The sequence below is a fragment of the Arthrobacter sp. ok909 genome (genome assembly GCF_900104405.1).
GTDB classification, from domain to species: domain Bacteria; phylum Actinomycetota; class Actinomycetes; order Actinomycetales; family Micrococcaceae; genus Arthrobacter; species Arthrobacter humicola.
Genome location: NZ_FNJS01000013.1, coordinates 80,284 through 94,992, shown reverse-complemented (window position 1 = coordinate 94,992; position 14,709 = coordinate 80,284). Strand labels below are relative to the sequence as shown.

General features: G+C 63.8%; 11 protein-coding genes and 1 pseudogene. 10 read left to right on the top strand and 2 right to left on the bottom strand.

From position 1 onward, the window contains the following. Positions 1-25: 25 nt before the first annotated feature. Both BLR03_RS12430 and BLR03_RS12425 read right to left on the bottom strand, forming a co-directional pair. Positions 26-1,477, bottom strand: coding sequence for an aldehyde dehydrogenase (locus BLR03_RS12430; protein ID WP_091252974.1), 1,452 nt, complete (start codon positions 1,475-1,477; stop codon positions 26-28). A 128-nt stretch (positions 1,478-1,605) separates the two neighbouring features. Next, positions 1,606-2,964 (bottom strand): MFS transporter, encoded by a 1,359-nt coding sequence (locus BLR03_RS12425; protein ID WP_091252972.1) that lies wholly within the window; start codon positions 2,962-2,964, stop codon positions 1,606-1,608. Positions 2,965-3,135: 171 nt separating this feature from the next. Between BLR03_RS12425 and BLR03_RS12420 the strand changes: the two genes are divergently transcribed. The 10 genes and pseudogenes from BLR03_RS12420 to BLR03_RS12380 all read left to right on the top strand — a co-directional run bounded on the left by BLR03_RS12420 (position 3,136) and on the right by BLR03_RS12380 (position 14,701). Next, entirely contained in the window at positions 3,136-3,969 is an 834-nt protein-coding gene (locus tag BLR03_RS12420) for a PaaX family transcriptional regulator (protein ID WP_091252971.1), read from the top strand. Between the two features lie 470 nt (positions 3,970-4,439). Continuing rightward, positions 4,440-4,933: pseudogene (locus tag BLR03_RS12415) on the top strand (transposase); the annotation flags it as partial. Between the two features lie 166 nt (positions 4,934-5,099). After that, positions 5,100-5,834, top strand: coding sequence for a DUF5058 family protein (locus BLR03_RS12410; protein WP_254788447.1), 735 nt, complete (start codon positions 5,100-5,102; stop codon positions 5,832-5,834). Between the two features lie 25 nt (positions 5,835-5,859). Further along, positions 5,860-6,624, top strand: a complete 765-nt coding sequence (locus tag BLR03_RS12405) for a hypothetical protein (protein WP_091252968.1) — start codon at positions 5,860-5,862, stop codon at positions 6,622-6,624. A gap of 13 nt (positions 6,625-6,637) precedes the next feature. Beyond that, complete coding sequence (locus tag BLR03_RS12400; RefSeq protein WP_091252966.1) at positions 6,638-7,885, top strand: amidohydrolase; 1,248 nt, start codon at positions 6,638-6,640, stop codon at positions 7,883-7,885. Positions 7,886-7,985: 100 nt separating this feature from the next. Continuing rightward, a complete protein-coding gene (locus BLR03_RS12395; RefSeq protein WP_091252965.1) occupies positions 7,986-8,978 on the top strand; it encodes an Lrp/AsnC family transcriptional regulator in 993 nt (330 codons plus the stop codon). A 197-nt stretch (positions 8,979-9,175) separates the two neighbouring features. Continuing rightward, positions 9,176-9,340 (top strand): hypothetical protein, encoded by a 165-nt coding sequence (locus BLR03_RS24415; RefSeq protein WP_175460521.1) that lies wholly within the window; start codon positions 9,176-9,178, stop codon positions 9,338-9,340. A gap of 87 nt (positions 9,341-9,427) precedes the next feature. Beyond that, on the top strand, positions 9,428-11,002 hold the full coding sequence (locus BLR03_RS12390; RefSeq protein ID WP_091252963.1) for an FAD-dependent monooxygenase: 1,575 nt from the start codon (positions 9,428-9,430) through the stop codon (positions 11,000-11,002). Further along, the gene (locus BLR03_RS12385; protein WP_091252961.1) at positions 10,995-13,031 is read left to right on the top strand and encodes an acetate--CoA ligase family protein; all 2,037 of its coding nucleotides are present in this window, start codon (positions 10,995-10,997) and stop codon (positions 13,029-13,031) included. Before BLR03_RS12390 ends, BLR03_RS12385 begins: the two co-directional genes overlap by 8 nt. After that, entirely contained in the window at positions 13,028-14,701 is a 1,674-nt protein-coding gene (locus BLR03_RS12380) for a (2,3-dihydroxybenzoyl)adenylate synthase (protein WP_091252959.1), read from the top strand. The genes BLR03_RS12385 and BLR03_RS12380 overlap by 4 nt, the downstream gene beginning before the upstream one ends. Positions 14,702-14,709: the final 8 nt, after the last annotated feature.

Below are 14,709 nucleotides of genomic sequence, written 5' to 3'. Positions count from 1 at the left end.
TTTTCGGATGCCTCGGCCTCTTGGTTCAGAACGGGTATTGCTGGTCGGACTGCTCCACCGTGATCCACTTGAGATCAGTGAACTCGTTGATGACGGCCCGGCCATCGAACCGGCCGTAGCCACTGTTTTTCATGCCGCCGTAAGGAGCCTGAGCCTCGTTCTGAACGGTTGCCCCGTTGACGTGCACGTGTCCGGCCTGGATGCGCATGGCAACCTGCAAGGCCCTGGTGCTGTCTGCCCCAAAAACGGCGGCGGCGAGTCCATATTCAGTGTCATTGGCCACCTGGACCGCCTCTTCGACGCCGGAAACGCGGACAACCGTGGTGATGGGGCCGAAGGTTTCCTGGTCGTAGATGGACATCTCGGGCCGCACTTTGTCGATGATCGTGGCAGGCATCGAGGCACCGTCGGCACGGTCACCGACGATAAGTTCAGCTCCCTTGGCGAGTGCATCATCGATGAGACCGTTGATGCGGGCACCCGACTCTTCGCGGATCATCGGACCGACGATGCAGGCGTCATCGGCCAGCGGATCGCCGGCGCTTAGCTGCGCCGCCCGTGCTGCGAACTTGGAGACGAACTCGTCGGCCACGCTGTCGTCAACGACGAAACGTTCGGTCGACATGCAGATCTGGCCCTGGTAGAGGAAGGAGCCGAAGACGGCCGCATTGACGGCGCCGTCAATATCGGCGTCGTCGAGGACGACGAAAGGCGCCTTCCCGCCGAGCTCGAGCAGTACCGGCTTGAGGTAGCGGGCGGCCTTTTCCGCAATGATGCGCCCGACTGCCGTAGAGCCGGTGAAGTTGATCCGCCGAACCGCCGGGTGCGCGATAATGGATTCGACGACCCGGTCGGAGTCCTCCGGGGTGCTTGTCAGGAAGTTCAGAACGCCGGCAGGAAGTCCCGCCTCGTGCAGGACTTCCGCAATGATCGCATGGGTCTTCGGACTGGTTTCTGAAGCGCGGAAGACCACCGTGTTGCCGCAGACGATGGGGTAGGCAATGGCCCGGGCCGCCAGCACGCCTGCCCCATTCCAGGGAGCCATGCTGAGAACAACTCCGGCGGGCTGCCGGACAGTCATGGAGAGCGTACCGGGCTTATCCGTGGGGAGCGTCTCACCCTGAATCTGAGTAGCGAGCCCCGCCGCTTCACGGAACAGCTGCGCGGTGAGGAACACATTGAACCCGGCCCAGAGCTGTGCTGCACCCACTTCTGACATCATCGTTTCGATGAACTCGGGGCCCCGTCGCTCCATGATTTCTGCTGCTTTCAGCATCACGGCCCGTCGCTCGGTAGGGCCGGTTGTGGACCACGAACTGAAGGCCTTTGACGCCGACTCAACCGCATCGAGAGCGTCGTCTACATTTGCTGCCGCGCTTTCGGTCACGAGAGCGCCCGAAACCGGGTTTCGCCGCTCGAACGTCTTGCCTTCGCGGGCGCTCCGGGGCTGGTTGTCGATGATGAGTTGCGTTTGCACTCTGTTCTCCTTGGTTTCTTTTTGATGATGTTGCCGGGCTGCGCTGATGTGCCGGCGCTATGCCTGCAGGAATTCTTGATGCCCGGATTCCACCGGCGGCGGCCTCAACCGGGACAACGAGGCTCGTCTCAGTGCGGTATGGCGGTGTTGGATATTGTCGGCCGAACGGCCTCGACGTCCGGGCTGGTGGTTGCCTCGGCGAGAAGCCGCGGCACCGACAGCACGGCGACTACGCCGATTGCTGCTGCTATAGCCCAGACGGAGAAGTTGATGAAGTTGCCCAGTGAGGCCGCTACCAGGACGCCGCCGCCCGAGATAGCCAGGACCGCGCCGATCCGCCCGATCCCGAGCGTGATGCCTAGGGCCGTGGCACGCGTTGCGCCTGAGAAGTAAGTTGCAACGAAGCCGTTCACTAGGATCTGCGCTCCCACTGACCCGAAACCGACCACCGCGACAAGCAGATACATGACCGGAAGTGGCATGAGGCTGGTCCCCATGAGAACGAGCGCTATGCCGGAACTGGCGAAAGCCGTTGCGGTCACCGGGCGGGGTCCGAATCGGTCAGCCAGACGGGAGGACACGAGCACACCCACGACGGCGCCGATGTTGACCGTGAGAAGGAATGTCAGCGAAGAGGCCAGCGAGTACTTGGCGATGACCATGAGCTGCGGCAGCCAGGTGTTGAGCCCGTACACGAGCGTCTGGCCACAGACACCAGCCAGGCAGAAGAGGACCATCGCCCCGAGCAGGCGCCCGGTCAGCAGGGTGCGAAAACGGCCGGCCACCGGCGCGCCGCGGTCTACGGGTGTTTCGGGAAGCGGTTCCAGTCCGTAGTCGGCGATGATGCGGTCCGCCTGGGCCCGGTCACCCTTGACAGCGAGGAAAGCTGGGGACTCGGGAAGGAACTTGAATAGCAGAGGCAACACGGCAACGAGTGGAACGCCGCCGAGGGCCAGCATCCCCCGGAATCCGAGTGCGGGCAGGAAGGCGAGGGCGACCAGGGCGGCGAGGATCCCGCCAACAGCGTATCCGGAGAACATAAGGGCGTTATTGAAGTTGCGCCGGTTCGACTTTGAGAACTCCACTGTCAGTGCGATGGCCGTAGGGATGACACCGCCCAGGCCAAGGCCTGCCAGGAAGCGGAACAGACCGAAGAGCTCGGGAGTCGGTGCCCAGGCCGTCAGCAGCATGAGCAGTGAGAAGGCTGCAATGGAAACCATCATGACCTTCCGCCGCCCGACGATGTCCGTGAGGTACCCGATGAGGATGGCGCCCATGAACATCCCGGCCAACGCGTAGCTGCCGATCGCGCCGGTCTGCACCGGAGTCAGGCCCCAAGGTTCGTACGCAAGAAGTTTGGGAACGATTGCACCGTAGACAACCAGATCGTATCCGTCGAAAACGATGGCCAGGAAACAGAGAAAGATGACAGCGGCTGCCGATTTGCGAGGGCGAACCGGAAGTGAGGCAGGCGATTGAAAAGCCATTGGGGACTCCAGGTGATATACACGACGTTGTGACTGTGCCAGAGATGAGGGGCCGTTCGGCTGTGATCTGACCCACAACTGAATGTAACATAAATATGTTGTTCGTCAACAGACTTGTTGCATGTTCTGCGAATAACAGCCGCCCGGGCACGCAAGTATTGGAGAAGCATTATGCAGTGGAAGCCCAGAGCCCTGATCCTGGATCTTTTTGGGGACTACCTCCGGTACGCCGGGAACGAGGTCCGGCTTGCTGACATCACCGAACTCCTGGCCGTCTTTGATATTGAGGCGGCCACGGTCCGCGTCAACATGTCGCGCCTGCGCAAGGAGGACTGGTTCACCACCCGGCGCGTCGGGCGGGAAACGGTGTACTCCCTCACTCCCCACATGCTGGAAATCCTTGACGAAGGACGCGAACGCATCTTCCGACGCCGGGACCAGAGCTGGGAGGGACGCTGGACCATGGCCATCTACCAGGTGCCGGAATCCGAACGGGCCGTCCGCGAACAGCTCCGAAAACAACTCGCGTGGCATGGCTTCGGCCAGCTGTCCCCGTCAACGTGGCTGAGTCCCCACGACCTCATGTCCGAGGTCCGCGAGCTCGCCGCGGAATATCCGCTGGCAAAAGTGGATGCCCTCTGGTGCGGGACGGGCGAACTTGACGAGGACAGGGACCTTGCCGCGCGATGCTGGGATCTTGAGCAGCTCGGCGCGGACTATCGGCAGTTCATTGGCACCTATGCCGCACTCAATGACGAGACCCTGAATGCGGGCAAAGACGGGCGAACGGCGCTCATCGAACGGATGCGTATCATCGGGGACTTCCGTCGCTTCCCGTTCCGGGACCCCTACCTACCCCGTGAACTACAGCCCCAGGGCTGGCCGAGCAGCGAAGCGTTCAGCCTCTTCGGTGCAGTGCACCGCCAGCTCGGCCCTGCGGCCACGGAGTTCGTATCCGGCATCATCGGCCAGCCCGTCGGGCAAGGCCAGGAGGTTGTGGCATAAGCCGGGCGCCGAGGCTTCGTACCCGGTGACCGCCTGACGTGGATCAGGTGGATCACGAGGGGTGGTTCACCACGCGCAGGGAGCCGGGAGACCGTCCTTGAGCGGCCTGCCATTCGACATCCTAGTCCAGGCTGCTCGCGGACTTTCCACCGCAAGGAGGAGCGCTGCAACCGCCGCTGGATGCTTCTATACCCGTAGGGTCGGGCGGCTAGAGACTTGGCGGCTCTAGACGTCAGAGTTGCTGAGTCAATCAGTCGCCGACACTATCCAAGCGAGTACTGTCCACGAAGCGGGTGGGGCGCATTGGCACGAGCGCAGGCAGCGGCGAGGTTGAATCCCGCCACAAGATCGCCGCCCGCATATAGCGTGCGTCGGGTACTGCGACGTGCAGGAAGCGCCCGCAGCCGCTCCTGCCTATTGTCGGTGCAAAAAACGTCGTATGGGAGCATTCGGTTTCAGCTAGTCTGGGCCGGACCGGCGCTGACTTGGCCACGTTTTGGGTGATCGAGGGCGCCGTTCCTACGGCGCCCTGCTGGCCTGTGCAGTCGGCGTGGCCGGCTACCAGGTCGCTGAAGCCGCGCGCATGGATGCCCGGCACGGGGCCGGCAAATCCGATCCGCTGGACGCGCACCGGATCGCCGCAGCCGCTCTGCCCCTGGATGAGCAGCAACTGCGCCGGCCGCGGCTGAACGAAGGAGTGCGCGCGGTCCTGCAGGCCCTGGTCACCGCGCGGAAATCCATGACCACCGGGCGCACCAGGGCCGTGAATGCGCTGACCGCCCGGCTCCGGGTCAACGACCCGGCCCGGACGTGCGCCATTTGCCTTACCGTGTGGTCCCACCACGGACGGATCCGCTCCGAAGCAGCCTTCGCCTCCCCGGCCGGAGTCAACCCGATTCCGGCGTCCTCCGGCAATACCATCCGGCACCGACTCAACCGGGGCGGCGACAGAGCCCTGAACAATTTACGTTCATGCGACGCGGCTGATACACGCCAGACATCGACAAAGTATGTACTTATGGACATTCAGTGCTGTACAAATGAAACATAACGGCACAATCTGTTCGTTTAGTCCATCTTTTAGACACCCCTGTTCGTGGGTGTTCCTCACACTTTGCAAGGGAGCCAACGTGGCTGTTGCAGTTGTCGATCCCAGTTCCACAGAGATAACCACCCTCATCCAGCATCCGGTCCTCTGGGCCTGCGCCGCAGGCGTCTTCGCCGTGGTCATCCTCCAGTCCGTCATTTATTTCAGGGCCATCCGGAAAGCAGCGCCGGCCGCCGGGCTGACGCCTGCGCAGGTCACCAGTTCAGTCCGCTCCGGAGCTGTCGCGGCAATCGGGCCGTCCCTCGCTGTGGCGCTGATTGCGGTTTCGCTACTCCCGCTTTTCGGAACACCGGCGGTGCTCACCCGCGTCGGGCTGGTGGGTTCGGCTGCCTTCGACGTCGCCGCCGCCGGAATTTCGGCAGGCACCCAGCATGCTCAGTTGGGCGGGCCCACCTACACCCAGAAGATTTTCGCCCTCGCGTTCGCCGCCATGACCATCGGCGGCCTCGCCTGGATGCTCTCCGCTCTGATCCTCACGCCTATCCTGAGCAAGGGCGATGCCACGCTCCGCAAAGTTAATCCCGCGGTGATGGCCATCGTCCCGACGGCGGCGCTGCTGGGCGCGTTCTTCACTCTCGCCTTCACCGAAGTGGTCAAGTCCCCCGCGCATCTGGTCACGATGATCGTGTCAGCGGCGGCGATGGGAGTCTGCATCCTGCTGGCCCACAAGCTGCGGCGTCCCTGGCTGCGCGAGTGGGGACTGGGAATCGCCATCATCGTGGCCCTCGCAGCCGCATTTTTCATGACCGCAGCCTGAAAACCACCTGAAAGGAGCCATTCTGATGTCCACAACGACTTCCGCTGACACATCCGCAGGACTTGCAGCATTTGACCGCACCACCTCCATCTGGGGCCCCATCACACTGGGGCTTGGGCTGCTCATCTCCCTGAGTGCTGCCCTCTACGCCGCTTTCGGCTCCGGCATGGGCATCACGGCGGTGGAGCTCATGACCGCCGTCGGTGCCGTGCTGGCAACCTTCGGCGTCATCGCCGTCATTGAGCCAATCTCGTACTTCCCGATCCTGGGGCGCTCAGCCATGTACCAGGCGTTCCTGATCGGCAACATTGCTAACAAGCTCCTCCCCGCGGCCGTTGTTGCCCAGGCAAACCTTGGTGAGAGGCCGGGCACCCGCCGGGCAGAACTCATCGCCGGCAGCGCCATTATCGGCGCGGTGCTGATCCACATCGCCACCCTAATCCTCTTTGTGGGCGTCTTGGGAACCTGGCTGGTGGGAACGCTCCCCGCACCGCTTATCGCCACGGCCCGCGGCTACATTTTGCCCGCGGTCTTCGGTGCCGTCGTCCTGCAGAGCGTGATGGCCCTGAAGAGCCGCCGCACCACCATCGTGGCCGTTGTCGTCGCCGCCCTCATCGTTTTCGTTGTAGTTCCGCTCGTGCCGGCGCTGACCTACTATGCCACGGCGCTGGCCGTGATCATCACCATCGCCGTCTCCTGGTTTGCGCGGTCCAAAACCCCGCCGTCCGGTCCTGCCGCAACGCCCGGTGTGGCAAGTCCCCCCGCACACATCTCCGAACCCACCCGCTGAAAGGGAACTAGAAATGACCACCACCACGGGCGTACGCCTGACCGCCGCGATAGAGGTTCCCGAATCATTTGTGGACGAATACGTCGGAGTCTACAAGCACCTTCACGCCCACCCCGAGCTCTCTGCCCAGGAATTCGAGACTGCCGCCTACATCGAAGCCCACCTGGCGGGCCTGGGGATTGAATCCTTCCGCTGCGGAGTCACTGGTGTGGTGGGTGTCCTGAAGAACGGCGACGGACCCGTCGTCGGCTTCAGGGCCGACACCGACGGCCTGCCCATCGCCGAACAGACCGGCCTGGACTACTCCAGCGAGGCCACGGGCATGCAGCCGGACGGTGCCACCGTCCCGGTAATGCACGGCTGCGGGCACGACACCCACATCACTGCCGCACTCGCGCTTGCTGCCCTCCTCACAGAACGCAGCGAGCTGTGGGCGGGAACCCTGGTCCTGATCTTCCAGCCCGGCGAGGAGACAGCGTACGGGGCGACGGCGATGATCAACGACGGCCTGTGGCACCGGGCGCCCAAACCCGAGGTGGTGCTGGCCCAACACGTCTTGCCCGCGGGCAAGGGCAATCTCTTCATCCGGGACGGGCACATGGCCACACTCGCAGACTCCTGGAAGATCACCGTCCACGGCAAGCAGGCACACGGCTCGCAGCCCGAGAAATCCGTCGATCCAATCGTTGCCGCTTCTGCCATGGTCCTTCGGCTCCAGACCATCGTCTCGCGCGAGCTGGCACCGTCGACGCCGGCCGTTGTCACTGTCGGGACCTTCCACGCCGGCCTGAAGGAAAATATCATCCCGGAGTCTGCGGAGTTATCCATCAACGTCCGGACCCCGGACGAAGACACCCGCGCAACCGTGCTCGCAGCAATCCGTCGGGTCATCTCCGCCGAAGCCGCTGCCTCGGCAGCCCCCGAACCCACCATCACTGAACTGAACACCTTCCCCCGGTGCTACAACGATCCGGCAGCCACCCGCCGCATCATCGAAGCGTTCACTGCGGACTTCGGCACGGACGCACTGACCGAAGCCCCGCTCGGGATGGCTTCCGAAGATGCGGGCCTGCTCAGCGACGCCATCGGCGTTCCCGGTGTCTACTGGGCCTTTGGCGCCTTCGCTTCGGAACTCTTCGAGGGCGGCACTTCGCCGGCCGGCAACCATTCGCCGTTCTTCGCGCCGGAGGCACACGCCGCCGTTGTCGGAGGAACAGGTGCGGCGCTTTCCGGAGTGCTAGCCTATCTGGGCCGGAACTGAGACGGCGCGGGGCGTCCGGACAGCCTGGCCGCCCCGCGCACTTCAGATACCCACCCAAGCCGGTGTCCAAGACGAAAAATCAGCAGTGAAGGAACCGGACATGGAGCAGCTTGATTCGCTCGATCGGCAGATCATGGCCGCACTAGTTCGCAATGGCCGCGCCCCGTGGCGGCTGATCGCCGAGGTCCTGGGCCAACAGGAACGGACCGTGGCACGCCGCGGCAACAAACTGCTCGAATCCGGTGCCGTACGCATCAACGCCTTCATCAACCCCGCAGCAGTCAGTTCTCGCGCCGAGTTCCTGCTTCGCGTGAAGGCGGCTCCCAGAGAGCTGCGCCAGGTCTGTTCGTGGCTCGCCGACCAGGACGAGCCCTCGTGGGTCAGCGCCCTATCAGGGGCGAACGAGGCAGTGGCGGGAATCTTCCTCGCTCCCGATGAACTCGCAGAGCTGCTTTACCACCGTCTCGCGACGGTGGACGGCATCCAATCGTTCACCATGATGCCGCTGTTCGACTACTTCCGCACACCCTCCGGCTGGACGCCGGATGTTCTCAGCAAACAACAGTACGCAGCGCTCCACTCCGATGAGGACGGCCGCCTAGCCGGTCCGGCGACCGACCATCCACCGCTCGATGACACCAGCCGGATGCTGGCCATGCTGCTGCACGGCAATGGCAGGGCGACCTTGGATGAACTCGCTTCTGAACTGTCCGTCTCCAAGGCAACCGTCAGCCGGCGTCTGGATGCGATGACCAGTTCCGGAATCTTGTTCATCAGGGCCGTTGTGGACCTGGCAGCCCTGGGCTTTCCCGTCGAATCCCTGATCACGATCACCTGCGAAGGCGCATCGACACGCTCGCTGGGGGAATACGTGGCCAGCCTCCCTGTCACGCGCTGGGCCGCTGCCTCCGGCGAGCAACTTGTGGCACAGGTGGCGGTAACCGCACTGGAGGACCTTGGGCTGCTGCTGTCTGACCTCCAGAAACGGGAAGGCGTGGCCTCGGCCCGATCCTCCATCTATGCAGAGGTATTCAAACGAAACACCGTGCGCTACCACGACGGAATTCCGGAAGGGCCTGCGCCGGCAGCCTGAGCCGGCCGCGTGAAGAGGCTACAGCTTCGCCTCCGAAAACAACTGCAAGACCGGGGAGTCCCGGGCCTCGGCCAACGTCATGTGCAACCGGTTTCCCGGTAGCGCCGCCCTGATTGTCCGGAAGGCTATGACCCGGCCGGCCCACAGCATCAGACTGCCAGCTACTCACGGAACAGCCTGGCAAAGACTTACGGACCATGGTCCTTTACCAGACGCCGGAGTCGGCCCCGGCCTCGCGGCTGGGCCCTGCTGCGTTGAACCTCTTGAGCCGGGCCCGCGAACAACCGGGACCACAGGCGCGGACGTTCGTCGAGGAAGTCATCGGAAGGTCCGTCCGGGCAGTCATCGAAAACTACATGTAACAAATGGTTGACGCACAGCGTAGAATGGTTACATAATTTTAGTGAGACCTCTCTCACTGACTTCCCAAACTCTAGAAGGTGGCATCGATGGCACTTCGCGTAGCCTGCATTGGCGGCGGTCCCGGCGGACTGTTCTTCTCAACCCTGTTCAAGCAGACCGTTCCCGACGCCGACGTCGTGCTCTTCGAACGGAACCAGGCGACGGACGCCTTTGGCTTTGGCGTGGTCTTCTCCGACGCAACGCTGAATCGCATCAACGACGCCGATCCCGTTGTTCGCAACGGCCTCCGGGACTTCGGAACGCATTGGGAGGACATCGAGGTCTGGCTCAAAGGCGAACAGAAGTCCTTCGCCGGCAACGGCATGGCTGCTATCTACCGCAAGACCCTCCTGAAGCTCATGCAGGACCGGGCCGCAGAAGTCGGCGTCGACATGCGCTTTGGCCAGTATGTTCCCGACCTGTCCCAGCTCGAGGAATTCGACCTGATCGTCGGCGCCGACGGTGCCAACTCGTCGACACGCGAACAGCTCGGTGAGAGCCTGGGCCACACCGCAGAGACCGCAACAGCCAAGTTCATTTGGTTCGGGACCACCTACAAGTTCAATGGCCTCACCTTCGTCCACCGACAGAGTGAATTCGGCAACTTCGCAGTCCATGGCTACCCGATCAGCGACGACTTGAGCACCTTCATCGTCGAAACTGACGAAACGACGTGGCGGAAGGCCGGCCTCGACGAATTCGACGCCAGCCAGCCTCCGGGCCCCTCCGACCTGAAGACCCAGCGCTTCCTCGAAAAGCTTTTCGCCGAAGACATCGCGGGACAGCCCCTCGTGGCCAACAACTCCCGATGGGCGAATTTCCGCACCCGCCGCACCCGCACTTGGCACAAGGGCAACGTCGTCCTGCTCGGCGACGCCGTGCACACCGCCCACTTCTCCGTCGGCTCCGGCACCAAGATGGCCATGGAAGACGCCATCACACTGGTTCGAGAAGTCGCTGCGCACCAGGACGACCTCGAACTGGCCTTCACAAACTACGAGGCCGAACGCCAGCCCCAGGTCGCCAAGATCCAGAACCAGGCGCGGGGTGGACTGAGCTGGTGGGAACACTTCGCCCGGTACTACAACTCCTTCGACCCCACCCAGTTCACCTTCCACTTCTTTTCCCGCAGCATCGACATCGACAAGATCCGCCAGCGGGATCCCGGCCTGGTTGAATCCGCAGAACAGGACTGGCTGGACAGGCACGGAAGCACGCCGCTGGAAACACCTCTTCCGGCAGGATCCGTCGAATTCAGCGGACGCCTGCTTTCCCTCACACACCGGAACGGTCAGCCGGCGTTGACCGGCCCCGCCGGCAGCATTGCCCTGACCACCGACCCGGCGGACGCCGACGCCAACACGGGACTACTGCTCACCGCGCCGGATACCGAAGACGGACTTGACGCCGCTTTCGACCAACTGCCGTCCAGCGCCGCAGCCGTCGTGATCCAGGGCGGCAATCCGTTCACGCGGATCCTCCTCTCAGAGGAAGCCCGCCTGGGCCGCGGCCTGACTAGCGTCATCGTCGATGGCCGGGGACCGGTGTCGGCTCTGACTCTGGTGCTCTCCGGCCGGGCAGACGCCATTGTAGTGGAAGGCAGGGAGGCAACCAATGCATAGTCTCACTCCACTATTCGCACCCCGCGGCATCATCGTCGTGGGCGCCTCGTCCAGTCCGGAGAAGCTCGGCGCCGTTATGGCGCAGTCGCTGTCCAACTACCCGGCTCCTGTTGAACTCGTCAACAGCCGCGGTGAAAACGGCATGCACACCAGCATCGCCGACGCCGCAAGCGCAATTCCGGGGGGCCCCGATCTGGCGGTGCTCTGCGTACCTGCCGCAGCCACCGCCCAGGCACTGCGCGACAGTGCAGCGAACGGCGCCAAGGCTGCCCTTGTCTGCGCCGGGGGGTTTGCCGAAGCCGGCGGTCCCGGCATCGAGTTCGCCCACCAGGTGGAGGCCGCGGTCCGCGACACCCGCATTCGGCTGCTCGGCCCGAACACGTCCGGCTTTTTCGTGCCTCGCCGCAACCTGCGCGCCAGCTTCGTACCTGGCGTCGCAGAACTGGAACCGGGTTCGGTGGCCGTGGTGGCGGCAAGCGGCGGAGTCAACCACGTCCTGGCATTCCACCTGCAGCGCGCCGGAGCGGGCGTCAGCCTCGCCGTCGGCATCGGCGCGGGGACCGACATCAGCGCACCCGATGTCCTCGACTACCTGATCTCCGATGAACAAACCAAAGCGGTTGCCCTGCACCTGGAAACCGTCGCCGACGGACCAGCGCTCATTGACGCCGTTTCACGCCTCAGTGCCGTCAAACCGGTCGTGGCTTTGGTTGTCGGGCGAAATGACGTCTCGGAGTTCGCCCAGTCCCACACGGGCGCCCTGGCCACATCCTGGCGCACCACACGGGCGGTCCTGAAGCAAGCCGGTGCCGTGATCGTCGACGACGAGAACCAGCTGGTTGCCGCTGTCACCGCCTTGGCAGGGCGTAGGCTTGCGCCGGGGGCCGACCCCGGAGTCGGACTCATCACGGGGCAGGCAGGCCCCGGATTGTTGATCGCCGATGCCCTCCACAGCGCCGGCGTGATGCTGCCGCGCTTGGCACAGGCCAGCCAGGACACCATCAGCACGCTGCTGCCACCGTTGACCTTCCAGGCCAACCCCGTGGACACCGGCCGCCCCGGTCCGGGGTACGAAAAGGTCGTGGCCGCAGTGGCCTCCGACCCGGCCATCGATGTAGTCGCCGTGTACGGCCTGACCGAACCCGTCGCCGACCTTCCTCTCGCCGTCGCCAATTCCGGGGCGGCTAACACAATGCCGTTCCTGATCGGCGTCGACGGACCTGGCGGCGACCTTGAACGTGCCCGGAAGTCAGCCCGCCAGCACGACCTGCCACTGATCAGCGGACCGACCTCTCTGGCCCACGGCATTACGGCTCTGGTCAACGACGCCCGGGGACAATTCCAACGCGCCGAAGCACCTGCTGGAGCCTTCACCTGGCCGGCATTGGAAGGGCCCTGGGACGAGAACCGCGCCAAGGAACTCCTTGGCGCACTCGGCATCGCCACACCTGCCCGGCGAAGCTGCAGCACCCGCGCCGCGGCTCACGACGCTCTCGCCGAGCTGGGCGGTCCGGTTGCGGTCAAGCTGCTCGACGCCGCTATTTTGCACAAGACCGAGATCGGCGGTGTGCACCTGGGGGTGAACTCCCCCGGGGCCATGGACCGGGCGCTGGACGGTCTTGAAGCGGCCGGCGCCCGCGAATTCCTGGTCGAAGCCATGGCCCCGTCCGGCGTCGACCTCGTGGTTGGCGTCCGCCGTGATCCGGTCTTCGGACCGATCGCCGTTCTGGGTCTCGGTGGCACCACTGCGGAAGTCTTCGCCGATATTTCCATCCGCTCCGCTCCCCTTTCCGTCCGTGTGGCGGAGGGCATGCCCGGTGACCTGCAAGCGCGCGAGCTCTTGTACGGTTTCCGTTCCGGGCCGATGCTGGAGACGGAGGAGTTGGCGGCCCTGCTGGTCAGGCTCGGCGATGCGCTTGTTTCCAATGACGCAATTGCAGAAATCGAAATCAACCCCCTGCGCCTGACCCATGACGGGCTCGTGGCCCTTGATGCAGTAGTTATCAATGTCGAGGAGGACATGAAATGACCAGCCACACCAGTGAGGGAACCATCCCCTGGCCGGCGGACCTTGCGGCAGAATTCCGCAACAAGGGCTACTGGGAAGACCGCCCCCTCGGCGCCTACATCCTCGAAACGGCCGACCGGCTGCCGGAAAAAATCGCAATAGTAGACGGTGACGTCCGGCTCAGCTTCGCCGAGTTGGCCAACAGAATGGATGCGGCCGCGGAACGCCTGCTGCAGTTGGGCCTGAAAGCGGACGACCGCATCATGGTCCAGTTGCCCAACGGCTGGCAGTTCACGGTTCTGACCCTTGCGTGTTTCCGTGCCGGCATCATCCCGGTGATGGCTCTGCCGGCACACCGGCAATATGAACTGTCGTTCCTCACAGAGCTCTCCGAATCAAGGGCCATCGCTGTACCGGACGTGATCAAGGACTTTGACCACCAGGCGATGGCCGAAGAACTTGCGTCAAGCATTCCTTCGCTGGAAATCATCCTCGTTTGCGGTGCAGCGCACCCCCTTAACGTACGTCTCGAGGAAATTCTGGCACCAGGCAAGGACGTTTCGGGCGCCCGCGCGAGGCTGGACGCTGCTGCGCCGTCGCCCGACTCGCCGGCCTTGTTTCTGCTCTCGGGGGGAACCACCGGGCTGCCCAAACTCATCACCAGGACCCACAACGACTACGCCTATAACGTCAAAACCACGTCGGTTCCCACGGGAGTCACCGAGGACACTGTCTACCTCGGCACGCTGCCGGCCAGCCACAACTTCCCGCTGGCCTGCCCGGGTATTCTCGGTATTCTTTTCGCGGGCGGCCGCGTGGTCATGCTGCCGAGCCCCGAACCACGCAAGGCTTTCGCCGCCATCGAACGTGAGAAAGTTACACTCTCAACGGCTGTCCCTGCCGTGGCCCAGCGATGGATCGAGTATCAGCAGGAAACCGGCACTAAGCAGCTGGCCAGCCTCCAGGTGCTTCAAGTCGGTGGTTCACGGCTGCCGGACGAAATTGCCCGGAAGGTGAAGCCGATCCTGGGCGCCACATTGCAGCAGGTCTTCGGCATGGCTGAGGGTCTCATCAACACCACCCGGCTGGATGACCCCGAGGATGTCATCTGCACGACGCAGGGACGCCCAGTATCCGAGGCCGACGAGGTCCGGATCGTCGATGAAGCCGGCGAGGACCTGCCGGACGGGGTTCCCGGATCCATCCTGACCCGCGGACCCTACACCCCGAGGGGCTATTACCGCGCCCCCGAAGCCAATGCCCGGGCGTTCACTCCGGATGGCTGGTATGCCAGCGGAGACATTGTCGAGCGGCGTCCTGACGGCAACCTGATCGTCCAGGGCCGCGACAAGGACATGATCAACCGAGGCGGGGAGAAGATCTCGGCCGAGGAAATCGAAAGCCTGGTCTACCGTCTTGAAGACGTGACCATGGCGGCCGCAGTCGCGATGCCGGATCCGATGCTCGGTGAGCGGCTTTGCCTCTACATCACGGTCAAACCCGGACGCGAAGTCACCCTTGAACAAATCCAAGAGCTGCTGCGCAAGACCGGTGTGGCTGCTTTCAAAATCCCTGAGCGACTCGTGGTCCTCGACGAGTTGCCCACCACCAAGGTCGGCAAGATCAACAAGAAGGACCTCCGCGCCGACATCGCCGAACGCCTGGCTGCCGCCGGCGCCCACGCACAATAGGAAGACTG